The organism is Candidatus Ruminimicrobium bovinum, from assembly GCF_902760015.1.
GTDB classification, from domain to species: Bacteria; Elusimicrobiota; Endomicrobiia; order Endomicrobiales; family Endomicrobiaceae; genus Ruminimicrobium; species Ruminimicrobium bovinum.
The window spans coordinates 1-19,307 of the sequence record NZ_CACWEU010000091.1 but is presented as its reverse complement, the minus strand read 5'-3'; the positions used below and the strand labels follow the sequence as shown (position 1 = coordinate 19,307).

17 protein-coding genes are annotated in these 19,307 nt (G+C 30.1%); 10 read left to right on the top strand and 7 right to left on the bottom strand.

Translation table 11 applies throughout. From position 1 onward, the window contains the following. Positions 1-4: 4 nt before the first annotated feature. Positions 5-535: a peptidoglycan-associated lipoprotein Pal gene (gene pal, locus ACMUOV_RS03195; protein WP_413853626.1), complete on the bottom strand. Its 531-nt coding sequence runs from the start codon at positions 533-535 to the stop codon at positions 5-7. A 199-nt stretch (positions 536-734) separates the two neighbouring features. Between pal and ACMUOV_RS03190 the strand changes: the two genes are divergently transcribed. From ACMUOV_RS03190 to ACMUOV_RS03150, 9 genes are all read left to right on the top strand, one after another. Further along, positions 735-2,000 (top strand): O-acetylhomoserine aminocarboxypropyltransferase/cysteine synthase family protein, encoded by a 1,266-nt coding sequence (locus tag ACMUOV_RS03190; RefSeq protein WP_413853624.1) that lies wholly within the window; start codon positions 735-737, stop codon positions 1,998-2,000. A 12-nt stretch (positions 2,001-2,012) separates the two neighbouring features. After that, a complete protein-coding gene (locus ACMUOV_RS03185) occupies positions 2,013-2,774 on the top strand; it encodes a TatD family hydrolase (protein ID WP_413853623.1) in 762 nt (253 codons plus the stop codon). 5 nt (positions 2,775-2,779) lie between these two features. Next, positions 2,780-3,178, top strand: coding sequence for a hypothetical protein (locus ACMUOV_RS03180; protein ID WP_413853621.1), 399 nt, complete (start codon positions 2,780-2,782; stop codon positions 3,176-3,178). A gap of 99 nt (positions 3,179-3,277) precedes the next feature. Next, the gene (locus tag ACMUOV_RS03175; protein ID WP_413853619.1) at positions 3,278-3,934 is read left to right on the top strand and encodes a hypothetical protein; all 657 of its coding nucleotides are present in this window, start codon (positions 3,278-3,280) and stop codon (positions 3,932-3,934) included. A 23-nt stretch (positions 3,935-3,957) separates the two neighbouring features. Next, the gene (locus tag ACMUOV_RS03170; RefSeq protein ID WP_413853617.1) at positions 3,958-4,515 is read left to right on the top strand and encodes a flavin reductase family protein; all 558 of its coding nucleotides are present in this window, start codon (positions 3,958-3,960) and stop codon (positions 4,513-4,515) included. Between the two features lie 30 nt (positions 4,516-4,545). Continuing rightward, a complete protein-coding gene (locus ACMUOV_RS03165) occupies positions 4,546-4,974 on the top strand; it encodes a GatB/YqeY domain-containing protein (protein ID WP_413853615.1) in 429 nt (142 codons plus the stop codon). A gap of 83 nt (positions 4,975-5,057) precedes the next feature. Continuing rightward, on the top strand, positions 5,058-6,707 hold the full coding sequence (gene recN, locus ACMUOV_RS03160) for a DNA repair protein RecN (RefSeq protein WP_413853614.1): 1,650 nt from the start codon (positions 5,058-5,060) through the stop codon (positions 6,705-6,707). A 43-nt stretch (positions 6,708-6,750) separates the two neighbouring features. Beyond that, positions 6,751-7,938 carry a peptidoglycan DD-metalloendopeptidase family protein gene (locus ACMUOV_RS03155; protein WP_413853612.1) on the top strand — a complete coding sequence of 396 codons (1,188 nt, stop codon included), beginning with the start codon at positions 6,751-6,753 and terminating at the stop codon, positions 7,936-7,938. Positions 7,939-7,959: 21 nt separating this feature from the next. Continuing rightward, a complete protein-coding gene (locus ACMUOV_RS03150) occupies positions 7,960-9,468 on the top strand; it encodes an IMP dehydrogenase (RefSeq protein WP_413853610.1) in 1,509 nt (502 codons plus the stop codon). A 167-nt stretch (positions 9,469-9,635) separates the two neighbouring features. Here the strand turns inward: ACMUOV_RS03150 and ACMUOV_RS03145 are convergent, their stop codons facing one another. The 4 genes from ACMUOV_RS03145 to ACMUOV_RS03130 all read right to left on the bottom strand — a co-directional run bounded on the left by ACMUOV_RS03145 (position 9,636) and on the right by ACMUOV_RS03130 (position 14,737). Continuing rightward, positions 9,636-10,604 (bottom strand): diaminopimelate dehydrogenase, encoded by a 969-nt coding sequence (locus tag ACMUOV_RS03145; protein ID WP_413853608.1) that lies wholly within the window; start codon positions 10,602-10,604, stop codon positions 9,636-9,638. An 87-nt stretch (positions 10,605-10,691) separates the two neighbouring features. Continuing rightward, positions 10,692-11,576: an SPL family radical SAM protein gene (locus ACMUOV_RS03140; RefSeq protein WP_413853606.1), complete on the bottom strand. Its 885-nt coding sequence runs from the start codon at positions 11,574-11,576 to the stop codon at positions 10,692-10,694. Between the two features lie 8 nt (positions 11,577-11,584). After that, on the bottom strand, positions 11,585-13,357 hold the full coding sequence (locus ACMUOV_RS03135; protein WP_413853604.1) for a phosphate/phosphite/phosphonate ABC transporter substrate-binding protein: 1,773 nt from the start codon (positions 13,355-13,357) through the stop codon (positions 11,585-11,587). Between the two features lie 48 nt (positions 13,358-13,405). Beyond that, the gene (locus tag ACMUOV_RS03130) at positions 13,406-14,737 is read right to left on the bottom strand and encodes an MATE family efflux transporter (protein WP_413853602.1); all 1,332 of its coding nucleotides are present in this window, start codon (positions 14,735-14,737) and stop codon (positions 13,406-13,408) included. Positions 14,738-14,900: 163 nt separating this feature from the next. Between ACMUOV_RS03130 and ACMUOV_RS03125 the strand changes: the two genes are divergently transcribed. Then, positions 14,901-16,016 (top strand): glycoside hydrolase family 3 protein, encoded by a 1,116-nt coding sequence (locus ACMUOV_RS03125; RefSeq protein ID WP_413853601.1) that lies wholly within the window; start codon positions 14,901-14,903, stop codon positions 16,014-16,016. Positions 16,017-16,156: 140 nt separating this feature from the next. On the opposite strand, the gene ACMUOV_RS03120 is transcribed toward ACMUOV_RS03125, so the two are convergent. Both ACMUOV_RS03120 and ACMUOV_RS03115 read right to left on the bottom strand, forming a co-directional pair. Further along, positions 16,157-17,353, bottom strand: a complete 1,197-nt coding sequence (locus ACMUOV_RS03120; protein ID WP_413853599.1) for an ATP-binding protein — start codon at positions 17,351-17,353, stop codon at positions 16,157-16,159. A gap of 438 nt (positions 17,354-17,791) precedes the next feature. Beyond that, entirely contained in the window at positions 17,792-19,093 is a 1,302-nt protein-coding gene (locus ACMUOV_RS03115) for an ATP-binding protein (protein WP_413853597.1), read from the bottom strand. Positions 19,094-19,307 lie beyond the last annotated feature (214 nt).

Genomic DNA, 19,307 nt, shown 5'->3' with positions numbered 1-19,307 from the left:
TAGTTTACTTAACGATAACTTTTGTTTCGGCTCTTCTGTTTTTAGCCCAAGCAGACTCATTGCTTCTTTTATCCTCGGGTTTTTCTTCACCGTAAGAAATTGTAGCTATTCTGCTTGGCAAAATACCAAGTTGAACGTAATATTCTTTTACTTTTAATGCTCTTCTTTGTCCCAATGATAAATTATATTCGGAAGTTCCTCTTTCGTCGCAATGACCTTCAACAACAAGTTTTAAATTTGCATTGTTTTTTAAATATTTTGCATTTTCTTTTAAAATTTCTTTTGCTTCTTCGGTTATGGAATTACTGTCGTAATCAAAATATATGGTAGCTAAGCCGGCTCTTTTATCCGTAGCAGAATTTCTTAAAGAAGGTTCATCCGTAAATCTTATATCATCAATTGATATCGGCTCACCTTGAGAAGAAAAAGCATCATCTCCTCCCAAAGTACCGTCAGGGTTTGTTGTTTGTTTTTTTGCACAAGCTCCGATACATAAACATAATGCCAACAACATAATTACAGATAAATTTTTCATATATCCTCCGTTTATTTTTATTCTAACAAATATTTAGATTATTTTATCTAAATAATAATTTTTCGTCAACATATATAAACGGTATAATTTAAGTACAAATTTAACGTTTTGATACTGTTAAATATTTTCCCAATTTTATATAATTCTACGATAATTGAAGGTATTAACGGTTAATAAAAATTATTAAGAGGTAATAAAGATGAAAGACGAATCAAAATGTTTGCATTCCGGATACACTCCGGTAAACGGCGGTCCGCGAGTTATGCCGATATATCAAAGTACTACTTTTCGTTATAATTCAACACAGGAAATTGCGGAAGTTTTCGATGACCCTACAAAAAACCATATATATTCAAGATTTACAAATCCGACCGTGGATGTTGTAGAAAAGAAAATTGCAGACCTTGAACACGGAGTTGCCGCAATGTGTACATCTTCGGGGCAAATGGCATCGTTACTTTCAATACTTAACCTTTGTAACTCGGGGGACAGTTTTGTAAGTACATCGGCTATTTACGGCGGAACAATAAACCTTTTTGCTTTTACGCTTAAAAAACTCGGTATAGAGTGTATTTTTGTCAGTGTGGATGCAACGGAAGCAGAAATACAAAAAGCAATAAAACCGAATACTAAAGCAATTTTCGGAGAAACATTAACAAATCCTTCTTTGCAAATATTCGATATAGAAAAATTTGCCAAAGTTGCGCATGCAAATAAAATTCCTTTAATAGTTGATAATACTTTTGCAACACCCATACTTTGTAAACCTATAGATTACGGAGCAGATATTGTTGTTCATTCAACATCAAAATATATGGACGGACATGCTTTGCAGGTAGGCGGAGTAATTATAGATTCCGGAAAGTTTGATTTTACTTGCGGAAAGTTTCCGGAATTTACCGAACCCGACGAATCTTATCATGGAACCGTTTACACAAAAAAATATCCGTTTGCACCGTATATTATAAAAGCAAGAATGCAACTTATGAGAGATTTCGGTGCATATCCTTCGGGACATTCCGGATTTTTATTAAATATAGGTGTAGAAACACTTGCCGTCAGAATGGAAAGATATTGTTCAAATGCAATAACCGTAGCAAAATATTTGGAAAAACATCCTAAAATAGAATCGGTAAATTATCCGGGGTTGAAAGGCAATAAATATTATGATTTGGCACAAAAATATTTACCCAAAGGACAAAGCGGAGTAATGTCTGTAACAATTAAAGGCGGCAAACAACCTGCAATAAAATTTATGGATAATTTAAAAATGGCTTCAAACGAAGTTCATGTTGCAGATATAAGAACTTGTGTTTTGCACCCTGCATCCGCTACACACAGACAGCTTACCGATGAGCAATTGGTAGCATGCGGAATAAACCCGGGAATGGTTAGGTTTTCCGTAGGGCTTGAAAATGTTGATGATATTATTGAAGATTTGGAAAATGCTTTAAAAGCTGTATAAACAGAGGTTTTTATGTTAATAGATTCTCATGCACATACAACCGATACAAAATTCGATACGGATAGAAATGAAGTTTTAAACAGAGCATTTGCAAACGGACTTGAATACATAATAGAAGTGGGTTGCGAACCTCCCTTTTGGGATAAAGTAGCCGAGCTTTCAAAAAATGAAAAAATTTATTCAATGTTCGGGCTTCATCCGCAGGATGCCGATAAATTTAACGATGAACTTTTTGATAAATTAAAAACTTTATTGAATGATAAAAAATGTGTGGCAGTTGGTGAAATAGGGCTCGATTACCATTACGAAAATTATGACGGTAAGTTGCAAAAAGAAGTTTTTATAAAACAAATAAATTTAGCTTTGGAAATAAATAAACCGATTTGTGTTCACTGTAGAGATGCTTATGATGATATGGTGGAAATTTTTAAAAGTTTTACCGGTTTACCAAAGGGTGTAATACACTGTTTTTCCGGAAGTTTTGAACAGGCAAAAGTTGTGCTTGATATGGGCTTTTTAATAGGTATCGACGGACCTTCAACTTATCCCAAATCCAACAAACTTACAAAAGTTATTGAAAATGTTCCTTTGGATAAAATTTTAGTTGAAACCGATTGCCCTTACCTTGCACCTCAGAAATACAGAGGAACAAGAAACGAACCTGCTTATGTTGTTGAAGTTGCAAAAAAAATTGCCGAAGTTAAAAATGTTTCTTTTGAAGAAGTTTGTGAAACCACATTTGCAAATACATTGAAACTTTATAATATAAAATAATTTTTATGAAAAATTTGATTTTGATATTATTATGCTTTGTTTTGTTTTGTTCATGCTCAGTTCTTGATTACCCGAAAAGAATAGCAGGATACTCTGTTGCAAATTTTGAAAACGAACGGGAAGGCAGGTTTGCAATGGATATAAATTTACCTGCGCAAAAAGCATACAATAAATGTAATTTGTTTATATTTGAAAAACATCTTAAAACAAATTTTAAAAATGATAAAAAATTATATGTAGTTGCAAGTCAGTGTTCGCTGCTTTATGAATTTTGTTTGGATTCCACGGAAGTCGGTTTTTTTGTAAAAGAAAAAGATGACAAATCATCAACAATAGAAATAATTTCGAACAATGTAAACCTTGCTAAGTTTATTTTTCAAAAATTTAAGGATTATAACAATTAGAAATATCTTTTACAATTTATAATTTTTAATTTTTGATTGACACGGAATAAAAAAATAATTATAATTTTTTTATTGTTTATTTAAGAATGGAGGAAAAAAATGAATTTAATTAAAAATTTTGCAGTTTGTATTGCAGTTGTTTTAGTTGCCGTTTCTTTTGTTTATTCGGCACAAAATCCCGCTATAAGTCGTGATGCTTCGGGTGCTTATGTTTATGAAACAACTATCGGTTCTCTTGTTCAAAGGAGAATGTATGAAGAAATTAAAATGATAAACAATTCGTCTTATCCGCTTGCATATATTACTTGTAAAATTGTTATTAAAGGTGTGGAGCATGATATGAGACCGATTCCTTTTTTAAAAGTTGCCGACAGCGAAGGTTTTGACGGATATTATGAAGATGATATCAGCAGAGAAATTCCGAAATATTTCGGCAAAGACGGAAAATTTTCAAAGAAAAATAATAATGTAGTTAAATTTATTTTTAAAATGAGAGAAAATGAAGACAAGGTTGCAATAACGGATGTTTACGATTCCGAAGATGATTTATGTTTTATAATTTCCGATACTCAAGACAATTATCAACCTTCCGTAGCTCCGGCTGCCGTTGCGCCTGTTGCTCCTTCCGCACCTGCTGTTGCTGCACCTGCTGCACCTGCAACACCTTCGGTTGCACCGGCAACGGATGATACTACCGTTGTTATTGACGGTAAAAAATATTTGATTCATGGCGGAAAAGCTTATCCGGTACAATAGTTAAAAATATTTACGGAGTTTATATGAGAAAAAATTTCGGGCAACAAACATGGTTTTACCCTATGCCTGTATTAATAGTTGCGGCTTATGACGAGCATAATAAAGCCAATGCAATGAATGCGGCGTGGGGCGGAATATACGATTATAAAAAAGTTATTATTTGTTTGGATGAAAGTCATAAAACAACAAAAAATATAAAAATTAAAAAAGCTTTTACAATAAGTTTTGCGGATGTTAAACATGTAAAAGAATGTGATTATTTAGGCATAGTTTCAGGTAACGATATTTCGGATAAAATAGAAAAAGCTGGTTTTAGCATAACAAAAAGTTCTTTTGTTGATGCGCCCGTAATAAACGAACTTCCGATGACTTTGGAATGTAATTTGTTAAAATTTGATGACAACGGAAATATTATAGGTGAAATTGTTAATGTAAGCGCAAAAGAAGAAATTTTAAATGATAAAGGTCAAATTGATCCGTTGAAGTTACAACCTATATCTTATGACGGTGTCGGACATAAATATTTAAAAATAAGCGAAATTGCCGGAACTGCATTTTCTGACGGAAAAGCAATAAAATAATTTTTTACATGTTTTTGTTGGGAGTATAAAATGACAATTATAGAAAAACTTAAAGAAGATTTAAAAACATATATGAAAGCGAAAGATATGGTAAGTTTAAATACGGTTAGAGCCATACTTAATGAGATAAATATAAGAGAAATGAAAAATATAAAAATTAACGATGAAGAAATTATAAAGGTTCTCAGAAGTGAAGCAAAAAAGAGAAAAGAATCTATTGAAACTTTCCAAAAAGCAGGCAGAACCGATTTGACGGAAAAAGAAGGAAAAGAACTTAAAATAATAGAAGGATATCTTCCTGCCGAAATGTCAGATGAGGAATTGATTGCAAAACTTAAAGAAGTTGCGGCTTCTTGTTCGGATAAAAATTTTGGAACGGTAATGAAAGCCGCCGTATCTGCACTTAAAGGTGCAGCAGACGGCAAAAGAATATCCGCTTTATTAAAACAAATACTTTAAATTGTAATTAAAGAAAGAAATATTTTATATATTTTTACCGTAAATACCCGACAATCCTTTATTTAGAAAATTCGGAGAAAATTTTGCTTAATAATTTATCGATAAAAAATTATGCTTTGATAGAGGATATTTCGATTGACTTTACAAAAGGTCTTTCAGTATTAACGGGTGAAACAGGCGCCGGAAAATCAATAATAATAGGAGCTGTCGATTTATTGTTAGGTGAAAGGGCATCATCATCGGCAATAAGAAACGGACAAAAAATATGTACGATAACGGCAAGTTTTGATATTTCTTCAAACAAAAAAATAAATTCCGTATTTGAAAAATACGGTCTTGAACAAACCGATGAACTTATAATAAGAAGGCAACTGGATATTTCCGGCAAAAATAAAATTTTTATAAATGACACCCCCGTAAGTTTAACCGCATTAACGGAAACAGGAAAATACCTTATTGATTTTTATGCTCAACATAAAAGTAATATGCTGTTTGACGGTAATTATCAACTGCAACTGGTTGACGATATTGCCGAAAATAAAAAATTGTTATCGGAACTTAATGAAAAATATACAATTCTATCCGAACTTCAAAATAAGAAAGAAAATTTAATTTCATCTCAAAAAGATAAAGAAATAAAACTTGATATTTATAATTATCAGTTAAATGAATTAAAAAAAGCGGCATTAAAACCCGATGAAGAACAACAAATTCAGCAGCAACTGCCTTCTTTAAAAAATGCCGAAAAAATAATAGCACTTTCAAATGAAATTTCATTTTTGCTTTACAAACGTGATAATTCCGTTTTGGATTTGGCGGAACAGGTTGCAAAAAAAACGGATACCTTAAATTCTTTGGGTATAAATACGGAAAACATTTCAAAAATGATTAACGGTGCAATTGCTCAATTGAATGAAGTTTATAATGAAGTATATGATATTGCAAATACCGTCGATTCCGATCCGAATGCATTGAATAACTTGCTTGAACGCCAACAGCTTATTAAACAGTTAAAATCGAAATATAAAAAAACTGTTGACGAACTGATTGCTTTTGAAACCGAACTTGAAACAAAAATTAAAGAAATAACATTTTACGATTCCAATTTGGATAGTATTGAAAAAGAAATTAAATCCGCACAAAAAGAAGTTGAAGATATTTGTTTACAAATTTCAAATAAAAGAAAAGCCGTATCAAAAAAACTTTCCGATGATATAGTAAAACAATTGAAAGATTTGAATATGAAAAATGCACAATTTGCAATTGATGTTAAACATGCTTCGTTAAGTCGCAACGGTTACGATAAAGTGGAATTTTTATTCAATTCAAATTTAGGTCAGCAATTAAAACCGCTTGCCGATGTTGCTTCCGGCGGGGAATTGTCAAGGGTATTACTTGCAATAGCGGTAATTTTATCGAATTTTTACAGTGTAGGAACAATTATCTTTGATGAAATAGATACCGGTGTAAGCGGTTTAACCGGTGAAAAAATCGGTAAAAAATTAAAAAATATTTCAAAACAAAAACAGGTAATATTAATAAGCCATTTGGCACAGGTAGTTTCCAATGCCGACAAACACATAAAAGTTTACAAAGATATTGTTGATAATAAAACGGTAACAAAGGTTAAAGTTTTAAACGAACAGGAACATATAAAAGAAATTGCAACACTGATTTCAGGTGAAAAAATTACCGAATATGCAATAAAACATGCAAAAGAGTTGGTTAAATAAACAGTTGAAAATTAACGAATATTTTAGGTATGATATTATGATTATGAAGAAATTTTTAAGCTGTGTTATATTAATATTTTTTATATTTGCGGGGTGTTCGAAAAAACAGGAACAGGTAACGGAACAACAACCGGTTGAAGAAATTCCGGAAGTTGAAACTTTTGTTTTTTATCAGGGCACTAATTTTAACGATCTTTTGCATAAAAGTAAATTACAACCTTCGGAAATTACCGAAATTTTGGCAGAACTTAAAAAAATGGTCAATATAAATAATTGTAAGCCGAACGATTTTTATGAAGTTACATATTCCACGGTTGTTCCGTCATGGCAAAATTTTAAATATTTTCCTTCAAGCGAATTGTTTTTTTATGAACTTACAAAGTCAACGGATAATATAATTAATGGACAAAAAATTCAATTGGAAACAACAAAAAACCGTTATGAAATATCGGGAACAATAGAAAATTCTTTATGGAATTCAATGGCAGCTGAAAATATAAGTCCGAATATAATTATTTCTTTTGCAAATATGTTTGCATGGCAATTTGACTTTTTAACCGATACAAGAAACGGGGATAAATTCAAAATAATTTATGAAACTGAAACTTTAACAAAAACACAAAATATAATATCTGCAAAAATTTTGGCGGGACAATATAAAACCGCAACACATACTTTTAATGCAATAGCTTTTAAGGATTCAAAAGGATATGAAAATTATTTTGATGAGAACGGCAAGTCGATAAAAAGCAGTTTTTTAAAAGCTCCGCTTCAATTTAAAAGAATAAGTTCTTATTTTACAAAAGCAAGGTTTCATCCGATACTAAAATATTACAGACCGCATGAAGGTATAGATTATGCCGCACCTACGGGAACACCCGTATCAGCGATAGGTGACGGAGTTGTGATAAAATCGCAAAAAAGCGGCGGCTACGGTAATTTGGTAATAATAAAACATCCTAACGGTTACAGCACTTATTACGGGCATTTATCAAAATACGGCAGAGGTATAAAAAAAGGTGTTCGTGTTAAACAGGGGCAAGTTATAGGTTATGTCGGTGCAACGGGGCTTGCAACCGGACCTCATTTGGATTTCAGAATACAATTGAACGTAAAATTTTTGAACTTTTTAAAATTAAAAACGCCCCCGAATATAACTTTAAAAGGACAAGATAAAATAAAATTTGACGAATATAAAACAGAATTGTTGCAAAAGTTAAACAATCTTTAAATTTAATTAAGGAGAAATAAAATGGCATTTTATTTTGATGAACCGTCTCATACTTTTAACGAATATCTTTTGGTTCCGGGATATTCGGATCAAAATTGTATTCCGGATAATGTCAGTTTAAAAACTCCTCTTGTAAAATTCAATAAAAAGAAAAAAGAAAAATCATCTTTAAGTATAAATATACCTATGGTTTCTGCAGTTATGCAGGCGGTTTCAGACGATAAAATGGCTATTGCTCTTGCAAAAGAGGGAGGTATAAGTTTTATCTATGCAAGCCAAAGTATTCAAAATCAGGCGGATATGATTTCAAGAGTTAAATCTTACAAAGCGGGTTTTGTAACATCGGATTCAAATGTTCGTCCGGACCAAACATTGGAAGAAGTTATTGCTTTAAGTAAAAAAACGGGACATTCCACATGTGCCGTAACCGAAGACGGAACGGCTCACGGGAAACTTGTCGGAATAATAACATCCAAGGATTTTAGAATTTCACACTGTAAACCGAACTCAAAAGTTGCTCAATATATGACAACTCTTTCCGATATGGTAACAGGTCAGGAAGGAATAACGTTAAGCAAAGCAAACGAAATTATTTGGAATAAAAAAATTAATCAGTTACCCATTATTGATAAAAAAGGAAATTTGGTTTCTTTGGTTTTCAGAAAAGATTATGCCACACATGAAATACACCCGTTGGAATTGCTTGATTCAAACCGCAGATATATCGTCGGTGCAGGTATTAATACAAGGGATTATATGGACAGAGTTCCGGAATTAATTAAAGCCGGTGCCGATGTTTTTGTTTTGGATTCAAGTGAAGGTTATTCTTACTGGCAGGCAAAAGCCCTTAAAGATATTCATAAAACTTTCGGTAAAAATATAAAAGTAGGCGCAGGTAATGTGGTTGATGAAGACGGTTTTAATTTTCTTGCCGAAGCAGGGGCTGATTTTGTAAAAATAGGTATCGGCGGCGGTTCAATATGTATTACTCGCGAACAAAAAGGTATAGGGCGCGGTCAGGCAACAGCAACAATAGAAGTTGCAAAAGCAAGAGATAAATATTATAAAAAAACAGGTATTTATATTCCTATTTGTTCCGACGGCGGAATAGTGCAGGATTATCACATAACGTTGGCTTTGGCAATGGGTGCCGATTTTGTTATGCTCGGCAGATACTTTGCAAGGTTTGATGAAGCCCCTTCAAATAAACTTGTCGTAAACGGAAATTATGTTAAAGAATATTGGGGTGAAGGTTCAAACAGAGCAAGGAATTGGCAAAGATATGACTTGGGCGGGAAAAAATCTTTAAGTTTTGAAGAAGGTGTGGATTCTTACGTTCCTTATGCAGGTCATTTACATGACGGTATTTCCGTAACTCTAAGAAAAATAACACATACAATGTGTAATTGCGGTGCTTTATCAATTTCAGAATTACAACAAAAGGCAAAACTTACGCTTGTCAGCCAAACAACAATAAGCGAAGGTTCGGCACACGATGTTATAGTTAAAAACACATCAATGCAAAGCTAAAAATTCCGTAGGAATTTTTGAGGAATAGAAGTATTGAAGTATAGATGTATAGAAACGACAATAATATAAACTTAATATGTAATAAAAAAACAGGAAGAAAAATTCTTCCTGTTTTTTAATTTTTAAAATCGCTAATTACTAATTAGTTGTAAATCGTTTTTAGCGGTTTATAACATTGTTTTTCTAAGTTCTTCTGCGGATTTTGCGCTTAAATATGCAGGTGCAATATCAAATATTGTTCTTGCTCCGGATTGTCCTTCTTTATTTAATCTGTAAGCTGCTCTTGCAAATGCCACAAGAACACTTGATGTAAATTCCGGATTTGATTCAAGTTTTATATTATATTCTATTACATGTTTTGTTAAGCCTGTTTGTCCTGTTCTTATAACACAACCGCCGTGCGGAAGTCCGGAGTGATTTTTTTTCATTTCTTCTGCGGTAATAAAATGAACCGTGGTATCATAGTCGGAAAAATAGTTCGGCATTTGTTTTATTTGTTTTTCTATTTTTGCTTTATCGGCACCTTCCGCTGCTACAACAAAACATTCCCTTGTATGTTTTTGCCTTGTTGTAAGTGTAGGGTTTTCACCGTTTTTTACCGCTTTAACGGCAGCTTCAACGGGAATTGTATATTGTCTTGCATCCAAAACACCTTCTATTCTTCTGACGGCGTCCGAATGCCCCTGGCTTACGCCTTTACCCCAAAAAGTATAATCTTTTCCGTCAGGTAAAATAGCATTTGCATACATTCTGTTAAGTGAAAAAAGTCCCGGGTCCCAACCGACCGAAATTATTCCTATTTTTCCTGCCTGTTTTGCTGCTTTATCTACATTGGCAAAATGTTCGGGAATTCTTGCATGTGTATCAAAACTGTCTATTACGTTGAACATTTTTACATATTTCGGAGTTTGAACAGGTAAGTCGGTTGCACTTCCTCCGCATAAAATTAAAACATCTATTTTATCTTTCCAATTTTCAATTTCCGCCACATTTACAACGGCAGCATTAGATTTTACTTTTAAATCTTTAGGATTTCTTCTTGTAAATATTGCAACAAGTTCTACATCAGGGTTTTGCTTAACGGCATTTTCTACACCTCTTCCCAGGTTTCCGTAACCTACAATACCTAATCTCATAAAAACTCCTATTTTATTAAAAATTTAATTTTTAAGTTTCTTTTGATTATACTTTTTTTTATTTCTACTATCAATAAACTTTAAATTTTAAAACAGATAAAACTGTTCATCAATATTTTTATAATCCGGATAATTTATTTCTTTTTCTTTTAACGGATATTTTTCGGTTATTCTGTTTAACATCGTATTTAATCTTTTTTTATATGCGGAATTTACATAAGCACTTTTATAATAAGAATTTATTTTTCCATATAAATGCGGTAATTTATTTTTAATAAAATTTAAAAACTGTATTTTTGTTTCTCCTCTTAAATTTAAAATAGCAGTAATTGCATAATTTACGTTATTTTGTTTTGCAATTTTATATAACAAACTTAAATTATTATATGAATCGGTAAGCTCCGGAATTATCGGCATAATAAATATACCTGTGTTAACATTTGTTTTTGAAAATTCTTTTAAATTATTGAATCTCTCCAATGATGTTGCGGCATTAGGTTCAATAAGTTTTCTTACTTTTTCATTTACAGTTGTAATAGTACATGCTATATTGACAGGAACAAATTTTGATAATTCTGCAAACAAATCAAAATCTCTTAATATAAGTTTTGATTTTGTTGATAAAGTTACGGGAACTTTATATTTTATACATAGTTTTAAAATTTCAGGCATTAATTTATATTGTTTTTCCGCAGGTTGATAACTGTCCGTAACTCCACCGATATTAACAATGGTTCTTTTCCATTTTTTTGAAGATATTTGTTTTTCAAAACATCCTACTATGTTTTTCTTTACATATATATTATCAAAAAAATTGGTTGAATTGATATATTTGTGAGAATACAAAGCAAAACAATATTGACATTTATGTTCGCAACCTCTGTAAATATTTAAATCCCAATTGAATGGAAGGAAATTGCTGTCAACTTTATTACAAGCCGTTTTTGAATTTATTTCTATATAGTTTGCCATGATTGTCGTTAAAGATATGGTGCTAATTTTGCTAAAATTCCGTTCGTATAAGGAATTTCGCCCAAAAGAGTTTTTCTTATGGATACAACTTCTTCCGTTGAAACAGGTTTTAAATGTGCAACTTTGTTTCTTATACTTTTACATTTTTGTAAACTTTTATATTCTCTGTTGTTCAAATTTGCTTTTTCTCTTATATCTCTGATACCGTTATCCAATATTTTTTTCGGATCTATTTTATTTTTAATATTTTGCTGCTCGTCCGGAACTTTTATATCATCTTGCTTTTCAAAAGTTTCAAAACCGTAAGCGCTAACCATAACAATTCTTTCAAATGCCTTAACATAACAGTTTGCTATTGCCGACGGTTCCATCGCATTCGTGTTTTTATACTTGTTATATAAAAATTCACCGGTAGCAACATATTTAACCATAATTGAATCTTGCACAAATTTAGAAAAATCCTTAAAAGCAATTTTTATTTCATTTTCAAGTTTTGTTATTTTTAAATTAAAATCATTTTCTTCTTTCAAATGTTTTAATAAATCGTTATATTTATCGTTTAATAATTTATGCTCCGAATAATATTTTTTTACTATTGTCTTTTTAAAAATTATATAAACTATAATAATTATAATTGCTACGAATATTAAATTTACAAGTATAATATGTAAACTGTATTTTAAAACAAAATCCAAAATTCTCGGATTTTTTGTAAAAAGGCCAAGAAATTTATCTACGGATATAAAATCTTTGTTTTCTATGATACCTAATATTCTTACTTTTCTTCTTATTGAATTATAATCACTGTCTTTTGCAGGAGCAAATCTTATTGTTTCGTTATCTTTAAACAATTCCAAAAATGTTTCTTTTACAACATTAACGATTTCCGGATATTTTTTTTGAAACTCCCTGTTTACCCATAAAGGGTCGTTAGGTATAGGTGAGTTTATTTCAAAAACTTTTATTAAAGAATTATTTTGGAATAACGAATTGTCTTGAAATAACGGTGTATTTTCAAACAATCCGTAAATATCATCATCATCATCATCAAACAATTCCATTAAATTTTCTTTTACAAAATTAATGGTCTGCATATATTTATTTTGAAATTCGCCATTTATCCATTTATTTTCATTATATACGGGAGATTCAATAATTCTTATTAAACTGTCATCCTTAAATAAAGGATCATTTTCAAATAGTCCGTAGAAAGAACAACAGGCATCCCATTTTCCGCTTATAACATAATTATAAACATCTTTTGCACTCGGTGAATTATCGTTTGCAAATTCCTTTTCTATAGTTATGTTATTTTCAATTAAAAATAATTTCGGGTACAAATAACCTGATGCGGAATTTTGATTTGTAAAATAAAATTTTTTACCTTGCAAATCTTGTATTGTGTTTATATTTCTATCTTTTCTTGCAAGTATAACAGGTAAATAACAGGTTTTCCACTGGTCATTAATTTTATAAAGTGATTTTAATATAACCGTATTTGATAATGAATAAACATAAGTTAAAGGAGACCCTTTATAAAAATCGCTGTTGCCTCTATCCATATCAATCATGAAAATATCATAATTCAAAACTTTTATTACTACTTCTTTATTCAGTTTTTCTTTTAAAGCTTTTGATATTTGTTGTTTATAATTATTAAGGTTGTCGCCTTTTAAAATAGTAATTGTAATTTGTTCTTTTTCAGCAGCAAAACATCCTGTTGATGTAAACAGGCAACAGAAAAAAAACATGGATAATATTAAAAATTTTATTTTTCTCATTGAAGGATATTTTACAAAATTCAGTGAATATTTACTATAAAAATTTATTTAGCAGAAGTTATATATTTTTCTGTATCTTAAAAAATAAAATATTGATACCAATATTGAAAGAAATTCTGTTGTCGGAACGGCCAACCAAATTCCGTTAATATTCAAAATTAAAGGTAATAACAAAATTGCCAAACTTAAAAATACAAGAGTTCTAAGGAACATAATTATTGAAGCAATTTTTCCGTTGGAAAATGCGGTAAACATTGCTGCCGAAAAAATATTTATTCCGGTAAACAAAAACGAAACGGCAAAAATAAAAAATCCTTTTAATGCAATATAAAACACATGCATATTTTCTTTTGCAAAAATATCTATTATGTAAGGGGCTGCCGGTATTGAAAATAAATAAATTAAAACGGAAGATAAAATTATAAAAATCATACTTATTTTAAAAGTGTTTTTTAGTCGGTATGTGTTTTTGCTTCCGTAATTGTAACTGAATATCGGTGCAACTCCTGAAGAATATCCGTAAAAAATTGATGTTAAAATAAATTCGGCATAAAGGACTATTGTAATTGCCGCAACACCGTCAACACCGATATATTTCATCATTTCTATGTTAAACAAAAAAGTAGTTACCGATACGGATAAATTTCCTATAAATTCCGCAATACCGTTATAACAACTTTTAACAATTGCAAGCAAATTTAAACTCGGTTTAACAAAATATAATGCGCCTTTTCTTTTAAATGTAAAATAAAAAAAACCTATTGTGTTTTGTGCAATAAAACCTGCAATTGTTCCGTAAGCTGCTCCGGAAATGCCCATACCCATTACGGCAATAAAAATATAGTCAAAAATTATATTTGTTGTTCCTCCTGTAAAAGTGGCAATAAGCCCAATTTTAGGTTTACCTGCCGCAATAAAAAACGAGTGAAATATCATTTGCAATATACATAAAGGTGAAAAAATTAAAATAGGAACAATATAATCGTAACAATATTCATAAATTAAATCATTTGAACCTAAAATATAAAGTATGGGTTTTATAAATATTAAACATATTAATGCAAAAATTAAACCGATTATTGCCGAAGAAATAACTATTAAAGAAAAATATTGTTTTGCCCGTTTGTTTTTTTGTTCACCCATCTTTTTTGCAACTAAAGCACTTCCTCCGGAAGCAAGCATGGTTGATATTGCAAACAATAAACTGAACAACGGATAAACTATATTTATTGCGGCAAATGCACTTGTGTTAACAAACCTGGAAACAAATACACCGTCAACCATAACATATAACGATACAAAAAATACCATTATCATTGTCGGTAATGCAAATTTTATTAAACCGAAAAATTTAAAATTTTGTGCCAACTTGTTTTCCATAATGTTAGTATGATACCAAAAACGGCAAAAGATTAGAAGGTAAAATTAATACTTATGTCAAATTTTATATATAATACGTCGGGAAATAACATTCTTTATTAATGTTTTGTTTTAAAGGCAAAGTTTCCTTTTACAAGAGATTATAATTTGGTACAATATTCCGATGAAAAAAATATTAATAACATTTCTGTTACTGTTTTGTTTCATATCTGTTACACACGCTTCCGATACGGACTTAAGAAAAAAAATCGCACAAATGATAATAGTAGGTTTTAACGGAACCGAAATTACACAAGACAATCCTATTTATGACGATATAATAAATGAAAGACTTTCCGGAGTAGTTGTTTTTTTAAAAGATAGTGCAAAGATAAAAGCTAATGAAAAAGATATTACAAAAAATATTAAATCACCAAAACAATTAAAAAAATTAATTAAACAAATAAAAAAACTTTCACCGCAAAAATTGTTTATTTGTATAGATGAAGAAGGCGGACAAATTACAAGGTTACCGTCTTCAATGGGCTTTAAGGCACAAGTATTGTCGCATAAACAATTAGGAGAAAAAGACAATATAAAACTTACATTTAAACAAGCTAAAAAAATTGCCAAGAATTTAAAAAAATTCGGTATAAACGTTAATTTTGCACCATGTCTTGATTTGGCTATAAATAAAGATTCTCCAATTATATATAAAAGGGAAAGAGCTTTTTCCGATAATCCGCAAATTGTCGCAAAACATTCACAAGCATATATACAAGCACATAATAAATATAATATTTTAACGGTTACTAAACATTTTCCGGGACACGGCAGTGCAATAGGCGATTCACATAATGGATTTACCGATATTACTTCAACATGGGACAAAATTGAACTTGAACCGTATATTGCTTTAGATGATGAAGGTTTACTAAATGCCGTTATGATTGCACATGTTTTTAATGAAAATTTAGATGAAATTTACCCTGCAACTTTATCCAAAAAAATTATAACCGATATTTTAAAAGAAGAAATAGGTTTTGACGGACTTGTCATTACCGACGATATGCAAATGAAAGCAATATCCGATAATTATACTTTGGAAGACAGTATAATAACGGCAATTAATGCCGGTAACGATATTTTGCTTTTTGCAAATAATATTAAAAGCAATAACAATATGGTAAAAGAATTTAACGATATAGTTTTTAATGCCGTAAAAAGCGGTAAAATTTTACCTGAAACAATAGAAAAAGCTTATAAAAAAATAACGGAAATAAAATCCCGTTTAAAATAAAAATATAAGGCATTTAAATGTTATTGGGTTTTATGGTTTTTAATTTTTACTTTTATAAATCTGTTTTATCTCGAAAAAGTTCCCTGCCGGATTCCGAAAATTAGAATTTTTTAATTTCTATTTAAGATTTGATGAAACAATTAAAACAAATCGGCAACAGTTAATGATAAAAACTCTTCAAAAGTTATTCCTTTTTGTCCGACAAGAAGAGTTTTATAAGGTTTAAACTTCTTATTAAAAAGTTCCATACCGGATAAATTTGTTGTATTTCTACCGCTTTTAACTTCAATACCAACGGATTTATTATCTTTTGTTACAACAAAATCAACTTCGTAGTTTCCTTCTCTGAAATAATTAAGTTTGTATCCGTTACATATACAATCATTTAACATGTGTGTCCCGACTGCAATTTCACAATATCTTCCCCATTTGTTCAAGTCGGATTTTACTTCTTTAAAAGTTTCCGTTTCAAATGCAGATACCAAAGCACTGTTATAAACCTGAAATTTTGGTATAGAGCTTTTTGTTTGAATTTGATTTTTTGAGTATTTTTGTAACCCACATAACAATCCTGCAACATTCAACAAATTAAGATAATTTGCTAATGTTGTTGTGTTTCCGGCATCCTGTAATTGTCCCAATATTTTTGTATAAGACAAAATTTGTCCGGAATAAATACTGCCTAACTGAAACAATTGTCTTAACAATGCCGGTTTTGTTATGTTTGACATTAATAACACATCTTTAGTTATTGCGGGCTCTATTAAAGAATCTTTAACATATTGTTTCCATCTTTTTTCATCTTTAATTAAATCTATACTTCCGGGATATCCTCCGAAAAAAACATATTCATCTAAAGACAAACCGAATGCAGATTTTATTTCTTTATAAGACCAGTGTGGTATTCTTATAATCTCATATCTTCCGGCAAGAGATTCACTTAAACCTTTTTGAACAAGAATTGATGAAGAACCAATCAAAACAACTTTAATATTTATTTTGTTTCTTGTATCATAATCCCACTGACTTTTTACAACTTCACTCCAATTTTTTATTTTTTGAATTTCATCAATTACAAGAATCAATTCTTTTTTTGAAGAAGATTTCAATTTTATTCTTGCAGTTTCCCATTGCTGTGTAAGCCAAACGGAACTTGCATTTATTTCATTATCTGCAGATACAAAAATATACTCTTTGTTTATGTCTTCCAACACTTGAGTAATTAAAGTTGTTTTACCGACTTGTCTTGCACCGAACAAAATTTGAATAAATTTTCTCGGCTCTTTCAGTCTTGATAAAATTAATTTATACTGGTTTCTTTTATATGTTCGGTTCATATTTATTTTTACTCCAATTTTATTTTACTCAGCCAACTGAGTAATTTTACTCAATCCATTGAGTAAAGTCAAGTTTTAAAAAATTCTTTTCAACTTTTTAAAATTTTTTAGAGTTGTTTTAGGTTCAACTTTTGGTGTTGGAGGTTTTAACGAGACTAATAAATTATTATTAATATTTTTTGATTATTTATTTGATAAAGCAGATAGAATATCTTCTATTAGTTCAAATGTGCCACTAATGAAACATCTTTAGCATTGAAACCTTTTTAATGTATGCTTTAAACTGCATTGAATTTTTAAATTTCATAATAAAATCTGTAGATATTTTGTTATTTTATTTTTTACGATATATTTGCATATATAAATAGTGTTTAAAACAACTTTTCTATTACGATAAAATGCGTATTTACGCACTTTCCCGTAATAGAAATTATACAATTACAAATCTAAGCTGTTAGGATTTAATAGAAATTCTTGTATATCCATTATCAATATACCATCATTATTTCTCCATACGGGAGATGGCATTTTTGTTACAACTATTTTTTTGAAAGAATCTTTTATATTGACTAAAGATTTTGTTTCCTGCTCGGTTTTTTCTCGTGTGGGAAGAGCAAATACCGCTTGAATATAAAATCTTTTACTTGCTTTATTACAAACAAAATCCACTTCCAACTGCTTACGCTGACTTATATTTTTTTTATTTTTTTCGTTTATCTCAACAATACCGACATCCACGGAATACCCTCTGATTTTTAATTCATTATAAATAACATTTTCCATTATATGGTCTTGTTCATCTTGTCTGAAATTTATTAAAGAATTTCTTATCCCTATATCGGTATAATAATATTTTAAGGGCGTTCCTATGTAACGATTACCTTTAACATCATATCTTTTTGTTTTCTGTATTAAGAAAGCATCTTCAAGATGATCTAAATATGTACTGATAGTTTTATCGGTAACTGAAATTTTCAGTTCGGTATTAAAAGTATTGGCTAATCTTACAGGATTAGTAAGAGAGCCTACATTTGAAGAAATAATTTCTATCAAAGTTTCTAAAATATCTTTATTTTTAATACGATATCTTTCAATAATATCGTTAAGATAAATGTTTGTTGCCTGATATTTTAAATAGTCCGACTTTTTTTCAATATTTTCCTGTAAAGTAACATCGGGCAAACCTCCATAAAGGCAATATTCATCCCAAGCTTTGTAAACATCAAACTTCTTTTTCTTAGCAGAATAAAATTCGGCAAAACTTAACGGGTATACTCTTATTTCATCGCCTCTGCCTCTAAACTCCGTTAAAACATCTTTTGATAGAAGTTTTGAATTACTGCCTGTTACATATACATCAACATTATCTAAATGTAGCAATCCGTTTAATACGCCGTATAATTTTACATACTTATCATAATTTTTATTCAATTCTTCTTTTGTTATGGCAAGCTGTATTTCATCTAAAAAAATAAAATATTTTTTTCTTTTATCTTTTATTTTTTCTCTAAGATATTCGTAAAGAACTTTACAATCTCTATAGCGGGAATTTTTTTCATCGTCCAATGCAAGAGTTATAATATTCTCTTTTTTTATCCCTTGTGATATCAAATAATTTTTAAAAATTTTAAACAACAAATAAGATTTACCGCAACGTCTTATTCCGGTAATAATTTTTATCATTCTGTTATTTTGGCTTGCTATTAACTTGTTTAAATACTGGTCTCTTTTTATTTCCATTTTAAACTCCTATTACGGAAAAATGCGTATTTACGCACTTTTTCGTAATAAAAATTATACAACAAAATTAATATCAAATCAAGAATAATAATAATTTTTTTATTATTATCTTTTCTTTAATGGTTTATTTTGTAATCTTGGTCTTGTTCTTTTCATATAATATTTTTCTATTTCTTGCTTTGGTAATATTTCAATTGTCTTTTGTAACAAAGCT